At 72.5% G+C, this 17344-nt stretch carries 18 protein-coding genes; 9 read left to right on the top strand and 9 right to left on the bottom strand.

What is annotated here, in order from left to right:
* Positions 1-114 precede the first annotated feature (114 nt).
* The 5 genes from IE207_RS22370 to IE207_RS22350 all read left to right on the top strand — a co-directional run bounded on the left by IE207_RS22370 (position 115) and on the right by IE207_RS22350 (position 5007).
* Positions 115-528 (top strand): DUF3151 domain-containing protein, encoded by a 414-nt coding sequence (locus IE207_RS22370; RefSeq protein WP_190186057.1) that lies wholly within the window; start codon positions 115-117, stop codon positions 526-528.
* Positions 529-656: 128 nt separating this feature from the next.
* A complete protein-coding gene (locus tag IE207_RS22365; protein ID WP_190186056.1) occupies positions 657-1502 on the top strand; it encodes a tryptophan 2,3-dioxygenase in 846 nt (281 codons plus the stop codon).
* Between the two features lie 13 nt (positions 1503-1515).
* Positions 1516-2778, top strand: a complete 1263-nt coding sequence (gene kynU / locus IE207_RS22360) for a kynureninase (protein WP_190186111.1) — start codon at positions 1516-1518, stop codon at positions 2776-2778.
* Positions 2779-2989: 211 nt separating this feature from the next.
* Positions 2990-3865: an alpha/beta hydrolase gene (locus tag IE207_RS22355; protein WP_190186055.1), complete on the top strand. Its 876-nt coding sequence runs from the start codon at positions 2990-2992 to the stop codon at positions 3863-3865.
* 209 nt (positions 3866-4074) lie between these two features.
* Positions 4075-5007, top strand: a complete 933-nt coding sequence (locus IE207_RS22350; protein ID WP_190186054.1) for a hypothetical protein — start codon at positions 4075-4077, stop codon at positions 5005-5007.
* Between the two features lie 102 nt (positions 5008-5109).
* Here IE207_RS22350 and IE207_RS22345 read toward each other — a convergent pair whose 3' ends face one another.
* Positions 5110-6393 (bottom strand): adenylosuccinate synthase, encoded by a 1284-nt coding sequence (locus IE207_RS22345; RefSeq protein ID WP_190186053.1) that lies wholly within the window; start codon positions 6391-6393, stop codon positions 5110-5112.
* A 184-nt stretch (positions 6394-6577) separates the two neighbouring features.
* Here IE207_RS22345 and IE207_RS22340 point away from each other — a divergent pair, with 184 nt between their 5' ends.
* On the top strand, positions 6578-7393 hold the full coding sequence (locus tag IE207_RS22340; RefSeq protein ID WP_190186110.1) for a serine/threonine-protein kinase: 816 nt from the start codon (positions 6578-6580) through the stop codon (positions 7391-7393).
* 18 nt (positions 7394-7411) lie between these two features.
* On the opposite strand, the gene IE207_RS22335 is transcribed toward IE207_RS22340, so the two are convergent.
* From IE207_RS22335 to IE207_RS22305, 7 genes are all read right to left on the bottom strand, one after another.
* A complete protein-coding gene (locus IE207_RS22335) occupies positions 7412-8614 on the bottom strand; it encodes a cytochrome P450 (RefSeq protein WP_190186052.1) in 1203 nt (400 codons plus the stop codon).
* 38 nt (positions 8615-8652) lie between these two features.
* Positions 8653-9312 (bottom strand): response regulator, encoded by a 660-nt coding sequence (locus tag IE207_RS22330; RefSeq protein WP_190186051.1) that lies wholly within the window; start codon positions 9310-9312, stop codon positions 8653-8655.
* Positions 9309-10688: a sensor histidine kinase gene (locus IE207_RS22325; RefSeq protein ID WP_190186050.1), complete on the bottom strand. Its 1380-nt coding sequence runs from the start codon at positions 10686-10688 to the stop codon at positions 9309-9311. The genes IE207_RS22330 and IE207_RS22325 overlap by 4 nt, the downstream gene beginning before the upstream one ends.
* Positions 10689-10869: 181 nt before the next feature.
* Positions 10870-11487 (bottom strand): LysE family translocator, encoded by a 618-nt coding sequence (locus IE207_RS22320; protein WP_190186049.1) that lies wholly within the window; start codon positions 11485-11487, stop codon positions 10870-10872.
* Positions 11488-11522: 35 nt separating this feature from the next.
* Entirely contained in the window at positions 11523-11912 is a 390-nt protein-coding gene (locus IE207_RS22315) for a nuclear transport factor 2 family protein (protein WP_190186048.1), read from the bottom strand.
* 81 nt (positions 11913-11993) lie between these two features.
* Entirely contained in the window at positions 11994-12572 is a 579-nt protein-coding gene (locus IE207_RS22310; protein WP_190186047.1) for a MarR family winged helix-turn-helix transcriptional regulator, read from the bottom strand.
* Entirely contained in the window at positions 12565-13206 is a 642-nt protein-coding gene (locus IE207_RS22305; protein WP_190186046.1) for a DJ-1/PfpI family protein, read from the bottom strand. The genes IE207_RS22310 and IE207_RS22305 overlap by 8 nt, the downstream gene beginning before the upstream one ends.
* A gap of 171 nt (positions 13207-13377) precedes the next feature.
* Between IE207_RS22305 and IE207_RS22300 the strand changes: the two genes are divergently transcribed.
* From IE207_RS22300 to IE207_RS22290, 3 genes are all read left to right on the top strand, one after another.
* Positions 13378-14730: an aspartate aminotransferase family protein gene (locus IE207_RS22300; RefSeq protein ID WP_190186045.1), complete on the top strand. Its 1353-nt coding sequence runs from the start codon at positions 13378-13380 to the stop codon at positions 14728-14730.
* 149 nt (positions 14731-14879) lie between these two features.
* A complete protein-coding gene (locus IE207_RS22295) occupies positions 14880-15551 on the top strand; it encodes a GntR family transcriptional regulator (protein ID WP_190186044.1) in 672 nt (223 codons plus the stop codon).
* A 209-nt stretch (positions 15552-15760) separates the two neighbouring features.
* Positions 15761-16411, top strand: coding sequence for a putative DNA-mimic protein (locus IE207_RS22290; RefSeq protein ID WP_190186043.1), 651 nt, complete (start codon positions 15761-15763; stop codon positions 16409-16411).
* Between the two features lie 36 nt (positions 16412-16447).
* On the opposite strand, the gene IE207_RS22285 is transcribed toward IE207_RS22290, so the two are convergent.
* The gene (locus tag IE207_RS22285) at positions 16448-17173 is read right to left on the bottom strand and encodes an SLATT domain-containing protein (protein WP_190186042.1); all 726 of its coding nucleotides are present in this window, start codon (positions 17171-17173) and stop codon (positions 16448-16450) included.
* Positions 17174-17344 lie beyond the last annotated feature (171 nt).

Genomic DNA, 17344 nt, shown 5'->3' with positions numbered 1-17344 from the left:
GGGCACACCCCTGCCGCCCGCCGTGGTGGGGCGCCCACCACCGGCCCACCACCACCCCACCCCCGGCCCGCCACCGGGCGGCGTGGACCGGGCCCGATACCCCAGACTGGGCGCATGTCGATTCACCAGAACCTGCTCGGGGGCCCCGCCCCCACCCACCTGCCCGACGAGCCCGGCCCCCGCGAGGCCCTCGCCGCCGGCACCCCGGCCGCCGAGGTGGCCGCCGCGCACCCGACGTCCTCGCTGGCCTGGGCCACCCTGGCCGACGAGGCCTTCGCCGCCGGCCGCACCGTCGAGTCGTACGCGTACGCCCGAACGGGCTACCACCGCGGCCTCGACGCCCTGCGCCGCGCCGGCTGGAAGGGCCACGGCCCGGTGCCGTGGGAGCACGAGCCGAACCGCGGGTTCCTGCGCGCCCTGCACGCCCTGGCGCGCGCCGCAGGAGCCATCGGGGAGAAGGACGAGTACGAGCGCTGCTCGACCTTCCTGCGGGATTCCTCGGAGACGGCTGCGGACACGCTCGCGTAACGCCCTGGCCTGCCGCCCTAGAGGGGCCCCGGAAGTCCTGTTTATGATGCGAGCAGGGGACCGGGGCTCCACTTACCTCACCGGAAGGAGCGGACCGCTACCCGGAAGCACGTGTCGAGGAGACAGAGATGTCGCAAGCCCTTGATGCCTCCGGAGCCGGTTCGGACACCCCGAACCTCGACTTCGCCGGCACCACCCCCTACGAGGACTACGTCCAGGCGGACGTCCTCACCCACCTCCAGCACCTCCGCTCGGACGACCCCGGCGAGATGGTCTTCCTGGTGACGACCCAGGTCATGGAGCTGTGGTTCACGGTGATCGTCCACGAGTGGGAGACGGCCGCGAAGGCCCTCCGCGAGGACCGGATCCCGGCCGCGATGGACGCGCTGAAACGTTCCCTCCGTGAACTGGAGGCCCTCAACGCCTCCTGGCGACCGCTGGCGCAGCTGACCCCCGCGCAGTTCAACTCCTACCGCTCCGCGCTCGGAGAGGGTTCCGGCTTCCAGTCCGCGATGTACCGCCGCATGGAGTTCCTGCTCGGCGACAAGTCCGCGTCGATGCTGGTGCCGCACCGGGGCGCCCCGCGCGTCCACGCCGAGCTGGAGAAGGCCCTCCAGGAGCCGAGCCTCTACGACGAGGTGCTGCGGCTGCTCGCGCGTCGCGGCCTGCCGGTGCCGGCGTCCGTGCTGGACCGGGACCTGTCGCAGCGTTACGAGCCGTCGCCGCAGGTCGAGGCCGTCTGGACGGAGCTGTACGCCGACCCGGACGGGCAGGCCGACCTGCACCGGCTCGGCGAGGTGCTGACGGATGTGGCGGAGCTGGTGTGGCGCTGGCGCAACGACCACCTGGTGGCCACGCGCCGGGCGATGGGCGCGAAGACGGGAACCGGCGGCTCCGCGGGTGTGACCTGGCTGGAGAAGCGCGCGCAGAAGAACGTGTTCCCCGAGCTGTGGACGGCGCGCAGCCATGTCTGAGCCGACCCCCACCATGGCCCAGCCGTCCCTGACCGGGCCGTCCCTGACCGGGCCGTCGCTGACCGGGCCGTCCGCGACCCGGCCGTCCCCGGGTGAACTCGCGCGGCGCGCCGAGGCGCTGGACGCCGCCGACGAACTGGGCAAGCTCCGCGAGCGCTTCACCCTCCCCGAGGGCGTCGTCTACCTCGACGGCAACTCCCTGGGCGCCCTCCCGGCCGGCGTCGCCGCCACCACGGCCGACGTGGTCGGCCGCCAGTGGGGCGAGCTCCTCATCCGCTCGTGGGACGAGTCCGGGTGGTGGACCGCCCCCGAGCGCATCGGGGACAAGATCGCCCCCCTGATCGGCGCGGCGCCCGGCCAGGTGGCCGTCGGCGACTCCACCAGCGTCAACCTCTTCAAGGCGCTGGTCGGCGCGGCCCGCCTCGCGGATCCCTCCCGCACCCGGCTGCTGGTCGACGCCTCCACCTTCCCCACGGACGGCTACATCGCCGCGTCGGCCGCCAGGATGACCGGCCTGACGGTCGAGCCGGTCGACCCCTCGCAGGCCGCGGCGGCGATGGGGGCGGACACCGCCGTCGTCCTGCTCAACCACGTCGACTACCGCACCGGGCGCCTGCACGACCTGCCGGCCCTCACCGCCGCGGCCCGCGCCGCCGGCGCCGTCATGGTCTGGGACCTGTGCCACTCCGCCGGGGCGCTGCCCGTGGGCCTGGACGAGAACGCCGTCGACCTCGCGGTGGGCTGTACGTACAAGTACCTCAACGGCGGCCCCGGTTCGCCCGCGTACCTGTACATCGCCGAACGGCACCAGACCGCCTTCGACTCGCCCCTGCCGGGCTGGAACGGGCACGCGGACCCGTTCGCGATGACGGCTCAGTACGTTCCGGCGACGGGTGCGGCGCGCGCCCGGGTGGGGACCCCGGACATCCTGTCGATGCTGGCGCTGGAATCCTCCCTCGACGCCTGGGACGGGGTTTCGATCGAGGCGGTGCGGGCCAAGTCCCTCGCGTTGACGGACTTCTTCCTGGAATGCGTGGCCGCCTACGTCCCGGCGGGCAACGTGGAATCGGTGACTCCCGACGAGCACGCCCGCCGCGGCAGCCAGGTCTCGCTGCGGACCGCGAACGCCCGCGAGGTCATGGCCGAACTCGTCGCGCGGGGCGTCATCGGGGACTTCCGGGCACCCGACGTCCTGCGTTTCGGGTTCACCCCGCTCTACGTCGGATTCGCCGACGTGGAGCGCGCGGCCCGGACGCTGGGTCACATCTTCGGGTGACGTAGCGGAGAAACGTCACATCGCGAGGTGTGTCACTGGGCGGGCGGAGCTTCGGCTCCGCCCGCGTCCACATTGCCTCGGGCCGCCGCCTGTCGGCCTGTTCAGGCCTGATACGGTCCCGCTCTGCCGGGGCACCGGAACACGTGTCCCTGCGGTAACTCCTGCTGCGCCTGTTCTCCCTTGCCCCATGCGTTACCGAGAGGTTGAGCCGATGACGGACCCCGCAGTCGAACGGGACGCCGCCGAGTCCGCTTCGGCCTTCTCCCATCCACCGGTCGAGCCGGACGCGAGCGCCGCCTACGGTGAACACCCGGACCAGGTCGTCGACTTCTATGCCCCGCGCGGTGGCGCGACGGGCCCGGTTCCGCTGGTCGTCGTCCTGCACGGCGGCGCGTGGCGGGCCCCGTACGACCGGGGCCACGTCACCCCGCTCGCGGACTTCCTGGCCCGGCGGGGGTTCGCCGTGGCCAATGTCGAATACCGCCGCGGGAGTTCACTGCCGCACCAGGGCGGAGGGGCTCCCGTCGCGGGGCGCTGGCCCGAGACCTTCGATGACGTCGCCGCCGCCATGGACGCGCTGCCGCGGCTCGCCGCCGGGGCGCTGCCGCAGGCCGATGTGCGCCGGATGGTGGTGACGGGTCACTCCGCCGGGGGCCACCTCGCCCTGTGGGCCGCCGCCCGTCACGTGCTGCCGGAGGGGAGCCCGTGGCGGCTGCCGGCCCCGCCGCTGCTGCGGGGTGTGGTGGCGCTGGCCCCGATCGCGGACTTCGCGGTGGCGGAGGAACTGGGCGTCTGCGGCGGGGCGTCGGCGCAGCTGCTGGGCGGGGAACGGTACTGGGACGAGCGGCTGCCGTGCGCGGACCCGGCCGCGCTCCTTCCGACGGGCATCGCGACGGCCGTGGTGCAGGGCCGCGAGGACATCGTCGTCCCGGAACAGGTGGCGGAGGCGTACGTGGCCGCGGCGGCCAAGGCGGGCGAACTGGTCGGCCTGACCCTCCTGGACGGCGTGGGTCACTTCCCGCTCATCGACCCGGCCGCCGACGCCTGCGCGGTGGTCGCCGAGGAGATCTCGCAACTCGCCTGGTGACGGAGCCCCTCAGACCGGCCGCCAGGCTGGACAAAAACGGCCCAAGGGGACTGGTTCTGGCCTCGTTGATCTTTCAACGTGGCCGGTTTCCCGCAGGTGGGTTGGCTGGTGATGCCCACCTGGCTACGGTCGATCGCGGCGTGGGACATCGCGCCGTTGCCCTCCGGACGGGCCCGGTTTCCCGTCCGGTCGAGCGAAGGGGAGCACGCATGGCCGAGGACGAGCGGGGGCTCTGGCTTTCCGTCTACAGCACGGCAGGCGGCTGGCAGGCAGACCAGGTGTTCGCCGACCGGACGAGCGCGGCCGCGCCCGCGATCGCGCTCCACGAGGGCAAGCTGTACTGCGCCCACCGGGGCGCGCGGCAGGAGGACGGGCGCTACCTGCCGCTGCGGGTGACCACGTACGAGCCGGAACTGCTGGACGTACTGCGCGGCGAGGTCACCGAGGACCGGCTGCTCGGCGAGGCGGTCGAGACGCCGGCCCTGACCGCGCACCACGGCGAACTCCACTGCGCCCACACGCTCGCGGAGCCCCCGGGCCACACGCGCATCGCCGTCACCCCGCTCGCGGGGGACGGGCCGTCCGCCCCCGCCCTGGAGGACGCGATCGCCCCGGCGCTGGTCTCGTACGGGGACGCGCTGCACCTGCTCGCCGTCGCACCGCTGTACGGGAAGATCATCCACCGGGTGGCGCGCACGGCCCGCGGACCGTGGGAGAAGCCGGCCGGTGGCGACACCGCTTACGGGATGCTGCGCGTCTGGAACAAGAGCGGCCCCTACCCCGCGAACCTGTCCGCCACCGTCCACGACGGCAGCATCCACCTCGTCTACCGCTTCGGTTCGGACGACGCCCGACTGATGCACGCGGTCTACGACGGCGCCACCTGGCACAAGCCCGCCCCGCTGGGCGAGGGCCACACGAGCCGGCGCGGGGCGGCCGTGGCCTCGTACGACGGCCGGCTGCACGCGGTGTACCCGTCGTCGCGCGCGGACCGGCTGCGCCACGCGGTCTTCGACGGCAGGACCTGGGACGAGGGCACGGACCTCGACGGGCACGACAGCCGCAACACCCCGGCGCTGACCCCGGTCCGCGACACGGCCACCGGCACCTACACGCTCCTGCTGATCCACCGCTCCACCTGACCGCCCCCTCCCGGCGTCGCCCCGGCCGGAGTCGCCGGACACGCCGAAGGGGCCGGGCGTCCGTCGACGCCCGGCCCCTTCCGGCTCGTTCCGCCCGGTTTCCTACAGGAACGAGTTGATCTCGATCGTCTCGGTCCGGCCCGGGCCGACACCGATCGCGGAGATCGGGGCGCCCGACATCTCCTCCAGCGCCTTGACGTACGCCTGGGCGTTCTTCGGGAGGTCCGCGAAGGTCTTGGCCTTGGTGATGTCCTCGGACCAGCCGGGGAGGTTCTCGTAGATCGGCTTCGCGTGGTGGAAGTCCGACTGCGAGTACGGCAGCTCCTCGACGCGCTTGCCGTCGATCTCGTACGCGACGCAGACCGGGATCTGCTCCCAGCCGGTCAGCACGTCCAGCTTGGTGAGGAAGAAGTCCGTCAGGCCGTTCACCCGCGTGGCGTAGCGGGCGATCGGGGCGTCGAACCAGCCGCAGCGGCGGTCACGGCCGGTGGTCACACCGCGCTCCCCGCCGATGCGGCGCAGGTCCTCGCCGTCCTGGTCGAACAGCTCGGTCGGGAACGGGCCCGCGCCGACGCGCGTCGTGTAGGCCTTGAGGATGCCGATGACGCGGCTGATCTTCGTGGGGCCGACACCCGTACCGGTGCAGGCGCCGCCCGCGGTCGGGTTGGACGAGGTCACGAAGGGGTACGTGCCGTGGTCGACGTCGAGCAGCGTGCCCTGGCCGCCCTCGAACAGCACGACCTTGTCCTCGTCCAGCGCGTTGTTGAGGATCAGGGTGGTGTCCGCGACGTACGGCTTGATCTGCTCCGCGTACTGGAGCATCTCCTCCACGATCGCGGCGGCGTCGATCGCGCGGCGGTTGTAGAGCTTCGCGAGGAGCTGGTTCTTGCCCTCCAGCGCCGCTTCGACCTTCTGCTGGAGGATCGACTCGTCGTACAGGTCCTGGACGCGGATGCCGATGCGGTTGATCTTGTCGGCGTACGTCGGGCCGATGCCGCGGCCGGTCGTACCGATCTTGCGCTTGCCGAGGAAGCGCTCGCCGACCTTGTCGAGGGTGACGTTGTACGGGGTGATCAGGTGCGCGTTACCGCTGATCAGCAGCTTCGAGGTGTCGATGCCGCGCTCGTTGAGCCCGCGCAGCTCGGAGAGGAGTACGGCCGGGTCGACGACGACGCCGTTACCGATGACCGGGGTGCATCCGGGGGAGAGGATGCCGGAAGGGAGAAGGTGCAGCGCGTACTTCTGGTCGCCTACGACGACCGTGTGGCCGGCGTTGTTGCCGCCCTGGTAGCGCACCACATAGTCAACGGATCCACCGAGCAGGTCGGTGGCCTTTCCCTTGCCCTCGTCACCCCACTGAGCTCCGAGCAGCACAAGAGCGGGCACAGGCGTACACCTCTTCCGGATGGGGCATGTCCAAGGTCAGGGGGCGTACGACGATGTACACCGCAGGCTGAGCCGTCGGACCGGTACCCCGGAATAGACGAAGGCCCTGGCGCAATAGCGCAAGGGCCTCTTGCACAAAGATGCTACCCGAGGAAGGACCGAGGTGTCGGCTCCAGAGCCCACCATGAGCCATGCGGGCGCGCCGGTAGGCGGCCTGCTCGTGCTCGTCGACCCGGTCGCCCGCCGTCTTGACGGCGAGTCCGTACGGATCGCGAAAGATGTGTTGTGCGCCGGCGCCACGGCGAAAGTTTCTCTCCCCGACTCGCCGGAGGAGTTTGCGCGGGCCCTTGCCCGCCGGGGCCATCGGCGACCCGTGGTCGTGGGTGACGACCGGGCGCTGCTACGGACGGTGACCCTCTTGCACCGCTCGCGTGACCTGCTGGGGGAGCCGTTGTCGCTGATCCCGGTGGGGCCGGTGGGCTCCCTCACGCTGGCGGGGTCGCTGGGCGTGCCGCTGTCGGCGGTGATGGCTGCGCGGGCGGCGCTGGACGGGGCGGTCCAGGAGCGTGACCTGCTGGTGGACGACAGCGACGGGGTGGTGCTGGGCGGCCTGCGGATCCCGCCGCCGGCGCGGGCGCAGGTTCCACCCGTACGGAGCTACCGGTCGTTGCTCCGGATGCTGCTGCCGGGCCCGCCGGGGACCGCGCAGGCGCCGGCGGGGCCGGTGCACCGGCTGCGGGTGGAGGCGGACGGGGTGGTGCTGGCGGACGTGGACCACCCGGTGCAGGACGTCGCGGTGGTCACCCGGCAGGCGGGCGGCCAGGCGGAGGTGGTGGTGCGGCTGACGGGGTGCGCGGCGCTGACGGAGCGGGCGGCGACGGTGACGGTGTCGGGCGCGGACTTCCGCTACCGCGCCGACCACGCGGCCGTGTCGGGCCCGCTCCGGCGCCGCACCTGGACCCTGCGCCCCGCTGCCTGGTCCCTGACCGTGCCGCGCTGACGGCCGTGGCTGCCGTTTTCAGCAGGCGACGAGCAGCTCCCGCAGCCCCCGGATGACGTACCCGTCCCGCCACTGCGGCTCCTCCACGAGCCGCAGCGGCGGCACGCCGGCTGCCAGCAGGGCGCCGAACGAGGCCCCCAGCTCCAGCCGCGCCAGCGGTGCGCCGAGGCAGTAGTGGATCCCCGCCCCGAAGGTCAGGTGCGGGTTGTCGGCGCGTACGAGGTCCAGTGCGTCGGGGTTCTCGAAGCGCGCGGGATCCCGGTTGGCGGACCCGAAGAGCAGCGCGACCTCGGCGCCGCGCGGGATCACCGAGTCCCCGATCCGGATCTCGTCCAGCACCCAGCGTTCGAACATTTGTAGGGGTGTGTCGTACCGCATGAGTTCATCCACAGCTGTGGACAACTTTTCGGGACGGCGCCGGAGGTCGTCGAGCTGCGCGGGATTGCGGAACAGTGCCCACCAGCCGTTGACGGTCGTATTGACCGTCGCCTCGTGGCCCGCGTTCAGCAGCAGCACGCAGGTGGAGATCATTTCCTGCTCGCTGAGCCGGCCCTCCTCGTCGTGGGCGGCGATCAGCGCGGAGATCAGGTCCGCGCCGGGGAGGCGGCGCCGCTCGGCGATCAGCGCGCGCAGGTAGTCGCTGAATTCGACGCTCGCCCGGACGGCCCGCCGCGCGGTCTCCTCGTCCGGCCGGAGCTCGAACATCCCGCAGATGTCGGCCGACCAGGGCCGCAACAGCGCGCGGTCGGACTCCGGGATCCCGAGCAGCTCCGCGATCACCGCTACCGGGAGCGGCTCCGCGACGGCGGTCAGCAGATCACCGCCGCCCTCGGCCAGGAACGCGCCCGCCAGTTCCCCGGCCAGCCGCTCGACGGCGGGCGCGAGCCGCTCCACGGTGCGCGGGGTGAAGGCCTTCGCCACCAGCCGCCGCACCCGCGCGTGCGCCGGGTCCTCCAAGTCCAGGAGGCCGTTGCCGTTGAGGACATGGAACGGCTCGTGCTCCGGCGGGGGCGCCTGCTGCCCGAACTCCTCGTGCGTGAAGCGGTGCAGGTACGTGCGCCCCAGCCGCCGGTCGCGCAGCAGCGCGCTCACATCGGCGTAGTGCGGCACCAGCCACTGCCCCGTCGCCGGCGACCACACCGCCCGCCCCTGCTCGCGCAACTCCCGATAGGCGGGGTACGGATCGGCGACGAACGCGGCATCCCACGGATCAAAGCCCATCACCGAAGCCTAGTGCTGTGGCCGCGATTTCCCGGGCCTCACGCTGGGGTCACCAGGCGGGTCTCGTACGCGAACACGGCGGCCTGGGTACGGTCGCGCAGGCCCAACTTGACCAGGATCCGGCTCACATGGGTCTTGATGGTGGACTCCGCCACGACCAGCCGGTCCGCCATCTCGGCGTTCGTCAGCCCCTGGGCGATCAGGATCAGCACCTCCGTCTCCCGCTCCGTCAACTGCGCCACCCCGGCCGGGTCCGCGAGCTTCGGTGACTCCGCGAGCTTCGAGAACTCGGAGATCAGCCGCTTGGTCACCGAGGGGGCCAGCAGCGCCTCGCCGCCCGCCACCACCCGCACCCCCTCGGCCAACTGCCTCGCCGACGCGTCCTTGAGCAGGAACCCGGACGCCCCTGCCCGCAGGGCCTGGTACACGTACTCGTCGAGGTCGAAGGTCGTCAGGACCAGCACCTTCGCGTCGGTGTCGGCGGCCACGATCCGCCGCGTCGCCTCCAGCCCGTTCATCTCCGGCATCCGGATGTCCATCAGCACCACATCCGGCCGCAGGGCGTTCACCTGCGCGATGGCCTGGTGGCCGTCGACCGCTTCGCCGACCACCTCGATGCCCTCCATCGCGTTCAGCAGGACGGAGAAACCCTCACGGACCATCATCTGGTCATCGACGATCAGCACCTTGATCGTCATGCCGACCGCTCCTGCGCGGGCGACGCCGAGGGTGAGGACGGGGGCGAGGGCAACGCCGACGCCGACGCCGACGGCTCGGAAGTCCGGCGCACCGGTATGAAAACGGCCACCTCGTACCCGCCGGCCGCCGTCTCCCCGGCCGTCATCTCGCCCTCCAGCATGGCCACCCGCTCCCGCATCCCGGTGATCCCGTGTCCCGCACCCGGTGACGGCAGCACCTTCTCCGTCGGCGGGCCGTTGACGACCCGTATCCCCAGGCCGCCCAGCACGTACGACACCTCCACCCCGGCCGCGGCGCCCGGCGCGTGCCGCAGCGAGTTGCTCAGCGCCTCCTGGATGATCCGGTACGCCGACAGCTCCACGCCCTGCGGCAGTTCCCGTACCGCTCCGGTGACCGTCTTCTCCACGCTCAGCCCGGCCTCCCGCACATTGGCCAGCAGCCTGTCCAGCGAGGCCAGCGTCGGCTGCGGCGCGTCCGGCGCCTCGTAGTCCGCGGAGCGCACCACCCCGAGTACCCGCCGCAGTTCCGTCAGCGCCGCCACCGCGTTCTCCCGGATGGTGACGAACGCCGCCTCCAGTTCGGCCGGCGGGTTCTTCACCCGGTACGGTGCCGCCTCCGCCTGGATCGCCACCACCGACATGTGGTGCGCGACCACGTCGTGCAGCTCTCGCGCGATGGTCGTCCGCTCCTCCAGGAGCGTGCGCCGGTCCCGCTCGACGGCGGTCACCTGCTGCTGCGCGACGACCTCCCGCTCCGCCTGCCGACGGGTGTTGCCGACGGTGACCGTCAGCAGGACGAGGGCGGAGGCGAACGCCATGGGGGCCACGTTCGACTCGTAGCTGCTCACGAGCACCGGCATCGCCGCCCCGAACACCAAGGTGATCGCCCACAGCCAGCAGGCCACCCGGGGCCGGCTCCGCATGGCCACGACGGCCATCACCGCGAGGTAGGCGGTGAAGGTCGCCGGCGACCACGGCCAGGTCAGGTCCCGGTTCTGGACGAGCGAGAGGCCGGTCGTCACGGCCAAGGCCACCCAGAACGCCCCCACCGGCCGCACCAGCGTCATCAGGACCGGTACCGCCGCCAGCAGACCCATGAACAGCAGCACGGCTTGCGGCATACCGTGGGAGTCGGCGTTGGTGACCAGCACGACGAGCACCGCCATCACCCCCACCACCGCATGCGGCAGGTAGCCGGCCTTCGCGCGCACGCCCGCCGGCAGCAGCCGCAGCAGCGGCCCGTCCACACGCATCTGCGGCAGCGGCCGGTAGGCGAACGCGCCGCTGATCAGGTCCTGGCGCAGGGTCTCGAAGAGCCCCGAAGCCATGCGCAATTCCGGTGTCCGGGCTGTCCCCCCGGTGGTCGTCTCGCTCATGTGAGAACCGTAGGTCCGCACCCCCGCCGTCCGCGTCGCCACCGGTGGGGACATCCGCGGCTCCCCCTCAAGTACTACGGGGGTGCGTCAGTAGCCCGTCGGACGGATCAGCCCCGTCTCGTACGCGAACACCACGGCCCGGGTCCGGTGCGTTGTGACGGGGCGTTACCGCAGGCGGCTCTCACGAGGCTGCCGTCGCCACGCGGATGCCGAAGGCGATCAGGACCACGCCCGTCAACCGGTCCAGGGCGCCGCGGACGCGCGGGCGGGCGAAGAAGCGCCGGGCGCGGGAGAGGACGTGGACGTACGTACCCAGCCAGAGCAGCGTCAGCAGCAGGTGGACCGCCACGAGCAGCGCCATGCCCACCGCAGGGCGCAGACCGGACGGGGCGAGGGCGGGAAGCAGGCCCGTGTAGAAGACGGCGATCTTCGGGTTCAGGGCGTTGCTGATCAGGCCGGTGCGCCAGGCACTGCCCCCGCGCCGGTCCGCCTGCTCCCCCCGGACGGCCGGATCGGCGCCCGCGTGGCGCAGCGCCTGGACGCCGAGGAAGCAGAGGTAACCCGCCCCGGCGAGCTTGACCACCAGGTACACCTCGGCGGACGCGGCGAGCAGCGCCGCGAGTCCGGCGACGGTGAGGGCACCCCACAGGAGCAGCCCGAGGCAGATCCCGCCGACGGTACGCATCCCGTCGGCGCGCCCGTGCGAGACGGCCCGCTTCGTCACGATCGCCATGTCCGGTCCGGGAACGAGCGTCAGCAGGGCCAGGACGCCGGTGGCGGCGAAGACTTGGGTGTACACGCGGCCCAGTCTGGCAGCCGGACCTCGATTGTGACTCAGTCCGCGACCAACGGCTCGACGTACCCCGCCCGCCAACGGGGCGCCGGGTCCTGGCCCGGGCTGGTCCAGTACTCCCTCGCTCCGACGATCTCCCCGTCCCGCACCGTCCACAGCGAGACGGCCCGGTAGACCACGTGCTCCTGAGGTGCCTCCACCTCGGTGACCACAAGGTCCCCGTCGGCGAGCACGCGCAGCACTTCCACCGGCGCCTCGTCCGCGTCGTCGTCCTCGGCGAGCACGGCGATGAAGTTGGCCCGGCCCACGATCCGCTCGCCGCTGACCGGCCACTCGATCACGGCGTCCTCGGCGACCAGCTTGGCGACGCCGTCCCAGTCGCGCGCCTCGATCCGCTCCCACAGTCGTGCCACTACCTCCAACGGCTCCATGTGCGGCAGTCTGCGACGCGGTCGCGGTACGCAACAAGCTTTGCTTGCAGGCTTATTGACTTCGACACAATCCGCCCGGTCCTACCCTCCGCCGGGGTCGGCCGGCGGCGTGGCCGTCAGCGCGTCGAGGGCGCAGGACAGCCGTTCCAGGGTGCGGACGGTTTCCGCGAAGGCCTCCTCGCCCAGTTCCGCGGCGAGCCGGGCGGCCAGCGCCGCATGGCCGGGAGCGATGCGGGCGATCGCCGCTCGCCCTTCCTCCGTCGGCCGCAGCAGCTTCGCGCGCCGGTGGGCGGGGTTCGGTACGTACTCGGCGAGACCGTTCGCGGCGAGCAGGTCGGCGATGCGCTGGACGCTCTGGCGGGTGATGCCCATGGCACGTGCGATGCCCGCGACGGACAGGGGTTCGCGGAGCACCGCGCCCAGCACCTGCCAGCGCGCCGCCGTCAGCCCGGCCGGGCGGGCCAGCTCCTCGGAGACGGCGAGGAGCTGGCCGTTCAGCCGGAAGACGCCGAGGGCCGTACGGCTCAGGAGGTCCTGGCGCGCCCGCACGGAAAGCGCGGGCGCGGTCCCAGGTCCGGACCCCGTCCCAGGTCCGGGCGCCGTCCCAGGCCCGGACCCCGTCCCGGGCCCCGCGCCCACCGCCGCATCCGCCTCACGCATCGTCGGGTTCCGCGGCGCCCATCAGGACCGGGTACGCGCCGGCGTCCGAGTCGTGGAAGAGGCGGTACCAGGCATCCAGCACGACCGGCTCGTACACCTCCAGCCGGGCGAAGACCTCCCGGGCGAACGCCACCGGCTCGGTCGGCCCCGCCGTGACGAGGTCCGCGTCCGTGACGGCGTCGACCTCGACGTAGTCGGGGGCGCCCGCGTAACCGGGCTGCGCCGCCAGGTACTCGGCGGCGGCGCTCGTGTGCCGCCGTCCGTCCAGCAGACCCGCCCGGGCGAGGCCGGCCGTCGCCCCGCAGATCGCGGCGACGGGTACCCCCGCCGCCAGGAACTCGCGGGCCTTCGCCGCGAACGGCGCCAGCGTGTCCCCGGAGTCCCAGAGCGACGCGCCCGTGAGGATCAGCAGGGAGGAGTCCTCGGGGCGCAGGCCGGCCAGGGCCAGGTCGGGCAGGATGCGGACGCCGCCCATGGTGGTGACGGGCTCCTCGGCGGCGAAGGCGACCGTGCGGACCCGGTACCCGCGTCGGGTGAGGTGCGCCGTGGTGTGTCCGGTCTCCCAGTCCGCGTACGTGTCGTAGACCGCGAGGTGGACCGGCTTGCCGGGCGTTGCCCGCGCAGTGTCGCTCATGGTGCTCGCCTCCCTGTGAGGACCCGGCATGACCATATGACAACATGCTGTCATATCGGCAGGAGGCTGCCAAGCCTCCGGCCCGCCGCAGACAGACTGCCGAGGACGGGCCCCCACCCGCATACAGTCCGCCGATGTCCCTCCCCACCAGGGCGCTCCTAGCGTGGCGGTATGACCCCTCATGTCACCGGCGCGGCAGTCAAGGCCGCCGATCGCGCCCACGTCTTCCACTCCTGGTCCGCCCAGGCCCTGATCGATCCCCTGGCCATCGCCGGTGCCGAGGGGTCGTACTTCTGGGACTACGACGGGAACCGCTACCTCGACTTCTCCTCCCAGCTGGTCAACACCAACATCGGCCACCAGCACCCCAAGGTCGTCGCCGCGATCCAGGAGCAGGCCGCCCGGCTCTGCACCCTCGCACCGGGGTTCGCCGTCGACGTCCGCTCCGAGGCCGCACGCCTCATCGCCGAGCGGACCCCCGGCGACCTCGACAAGGTCTTCTTCACCAACGGTGGCGCCGAGGCCGTGGAGAACGCCGTACGCATGGCCCGGCTGCACACCGGCCGGCAGAAGGTGCTCTCCACGTACCGCTCGTACCACGGCGCCACCGCCGCCGCGATCAACCTCACCGGCGACCCGCGCCGCTGGCCCTCCGACACGGCCGCCGCCGGTGTCGTGCACTTCTGGGGACCCTTCCTCTACCGCTCGCCCTTCCACGCGACCACCGAGGCCGAGGAGTGCGAGCGCGCCCTCACCCACCTCGCCGACACCATCGCCTTCGAGGGACCGGGGACCATCGCGGCGATCATCCTGGAGACCGTGCCGGGCACGGCCGGCATCATGACCCCGCCGCCCGGTTACCTGGCGGGCGTCCGGGAGCTGTGCGACCGGTACGGCATCGTCTTCGTCCTGGACGAGGTCATGTCCGGATTCGGCCGGACCGGCAAGTGGTTCGCGGCCGAGCACTGGGACGTCACCCCCGACCTGATCACCTTCGCCAAGGGCGTCAACAGCGGTTACGTCCCGCTCGGCGGCGTCGCCATCTCCGGCGCGATCGCCGAGACGTTCGCCACCCGTCCCTATCCGGGCGGACTGACGTACTCCGGTCACCCCCTGGCCTGCGCCGCCGCCGTCGCGACGATCAACGCGATGGAGGACGAGGGCATCGTCCAGAACGCCGCCCGCATCGGGGAGGACGTGATCGGCCCCGGCCTCGCCGAGATCGCCGAGCGCCACCCGTCGGTCGGGGAGGTCCGGGGGCTCGGTACCTTCTGGGCCCTGGAACTCGTACGGGACGAGGGGACGCGCGAGCCGCTCGTCCCGTACAACGCGGCCGGCGCCGACAACGGGCCGATGGCCGAGTTCGCGGCCGCCTGCAAGGCCTCCGGCCTGTGGCCCTTCGTCAACATGAACCGGACCCACGTCGTCCCGCCCTGCACCGTCACGGAGGCGGAGGCCAAGGAGGGCCTGGCCCTGCTGGACGCGGCGCTCGACGTGGCCGATCGCCACACCACGGCCGGCTGAAAGCCGAAGGGCGAAGGGCGAAGGTACCGACGCGCGACATAGCGCCCGAATATCGGGCGCTATGTCCTTTTACTCCCCCTGTATCGATCGGTTTCGGCCGGATCGGCTGCCCTAAGGTGTCCGAAGTCCTACCGAGGAGACGGACCCCTATGCCAGGCAGCGGAGCTGTCACCCGCAACACACTTCGCCGGCAGATAGCGGACGCGCTGCGCGACGAGGTGCTCGCGGCGCGCCTGCCACCCGGCACCGAGTTCACGGTCAAGCAGATCGCCGAGACCTACGAGGTCTCGGCGACCCCGGTGCGCGAGGCGCTGGTGGACCTCTCGGCCCAGGGCCTCCTGGAGTCGGTGCAGCACCGCGGGTTCCGGGTGCGCACCTACAGCGTCGAGGACTACCGGGGCATGATCGAGGCCCGCGCCCTGGTCGTGGACGGGATCTTCCGCCGGCTCGTCGAACGCGGCATGGCGGTCGGCTCGGGCGAGCGGCTGGTCTCCGTGCGGCGCCGGGCCGAGGAGGCGCGACGGGCCGCGCAGAGCGGTTCCCTCGAAGTGCTGATCGGCTATGACCTGCGGTTCTGGCGGGAGCTGAGCGGGCTGGTCGGGAACACGTACATCTCCGAGTTCCTGCACCGGATCCGGGTCCAGTGCTGGGTTTTCTCCGTACCCCACCTCCAGAGGGCGACCGCGGCGGAGATACGGCGGGCGTTGTGGGACGGCCACGGCGAGCTGGTGGACGCGGTGACGCGGGCGGACGCCGAGGAGGCGCGCCGCATCGTGCACGCGTACGACCAGCACGGCCTGGACTGGGCCGCCGGCCTCTAGGGCTCTGACCGGGAAGGTTCACCGGGTCGCGACGCCCGGCCGCCCCGCCCCCGACCCGCCGGCCGCCGGCCGCCCCGCCCGCCGGCCGCCGGCCATCCCGTACGCCGACCTCCGGCCATCCCGTGGGCCGGTGTCCGCCGACCCCTTCGCGGAGCGTGTCCGGCGCACTACGCTGGCCCGATCGGCGGCAATGACTGATCGGAGGCCGCGTGGCCTGTGACCTGTGGCTGGTCCCCCTTGTCGACGTGCTGTGCCACAGCCCCGACAACCCCTTCGCGGAAGAGATCGCCTCGTACGACAAGGCGCTGGGCGAGGCGGGCCTGCCGTCCGTCCCCGTGTTCGCCTACATGCCGGGCCTGAGCGGCGACGTCGCTCCGGTGGCCGGTTTCGACTACGACGCCCTGCACTTCCTGCGCCGGGCGTACCTGCTCCAGATCTGCGGGCTGCCGGTGACGCCGGTGGACGAGCTGGGCGGTGACTACGAGCAGCTGCTGGAGATGTTCGAGCCCACGGCCCAGCAGTCGCACCTCGTATGGCACTACGACCACGCGGGGGCCTACGTCCCGGTGGACTTCCCCGCTCCGCTGGCCAACGAGGAACTGCTGGCCGGGGGCGGACCGCTGGGCTCCGCCCAGGGGCTGCTGCGGGAGCTGGCCTTCGTGGCGCCCGCGATCGGGATAGACCCGGGCAACCCGCCGGCCGCCCCCGCGCCGCCGGGCCGCCCGACCTCACTGGAGGAGCCCGCGGGGCCGATCCCCTACGACGACAGTCCCTTCGCGCGGGAGCGGCACGTGTGGCTCGGACTGCACGCGGCGGCGACCCGGAGCCTCGGCCAAGGGTCGATGATCATTTTCAGCTGAGCGCGCCGACCGTGCCGCGTCGCCCCCGGTCCGGCCTCAGCGGGGCTGCTCCGGGGGCCGCTGGCGCGGCATGTTCGGCCGGGTGCCCGGGGGAAGGGCGAAGCGGGCCGGGGGGACGCCCGGGTCCGGCCGGGTGGCCGCGGAGCCCAGGGACTGCATGACCAGCGGGGCCGGTCCGGCCCGGAACTCGACCATCCAGTCCGCGGTCTCCGAGCGCACGAGCTCCGTGACGTCCTCCGCGAACCGCCGCAGGACGGTCAGGCAGCGCTCCGCCGCCTCGCTCGCCGTGCCCTCGGTCGGCCCGAGCACCTCCCGCACGTTCTCCGAGGCCCAGTCGAACTGGAGGCTCTGGAGCCGGCGCTGCACGGCCTGCGCCGTGGCCACGTCCCGCATCCATCCGGAGGTCAGCCCGAAGAACCGGTCGCAGGCCAGGCAGGCCGCGCCGAGCAGCAGGCACAGGTAGCCGTACGAGGCCGCCCCCGGGGCGGAGCCCGTCAGCTCCATCAGCGGCAACGACGCACCCACCACGGCGCCGGCGGCCGCCCCCACCCGCAGGGTGCGCGCGCCGCGCCGCTTCCACGCCCGGTCGGCCAGGTACCACTCCGCGGTGCGCAGGGCGTCGTCCTCGACCCGCCGGTAGAGCTCGTCGAGCCGCTCGGCGGGCTCACCCCAGTCCCCGAGAGGAAACGGCCGGCCGGTCAGGTCGCCGTCCTCTGCGGGATCCCGGGGTGGCCCCTCGGGCTGCATCTCCGGCTGGCTCACCCGGCACTCCCTCTGCCTGCGCTGACGTGTGGTGGTGCGCGTGTGCGCAATGGTGCGCATGCACTTCCTACCTTCGAAAGACGCGCGATGGACAACGAATCCCGCGATTTCCGCTCACAAGGAGGGCTCCAGCAGGTGCGCGCACCCCCGCTCTCTCACTCGAAAGAGTTG

Source organism: Streptomyces cirratus (assembly GCF_014650775.1).
GTDB classification, from domain to species: domain Bacteria; phylum Actinomycetota; class Actinomycetes; order Streptomycetales; family Streptomycetaceae; genus Streptomyces; species Streptomyces cirratus.
Note: the sequence above shows the minus strand (reverse complement) of the source record. Positions and strands in the feature narration are given on the sequence as shown.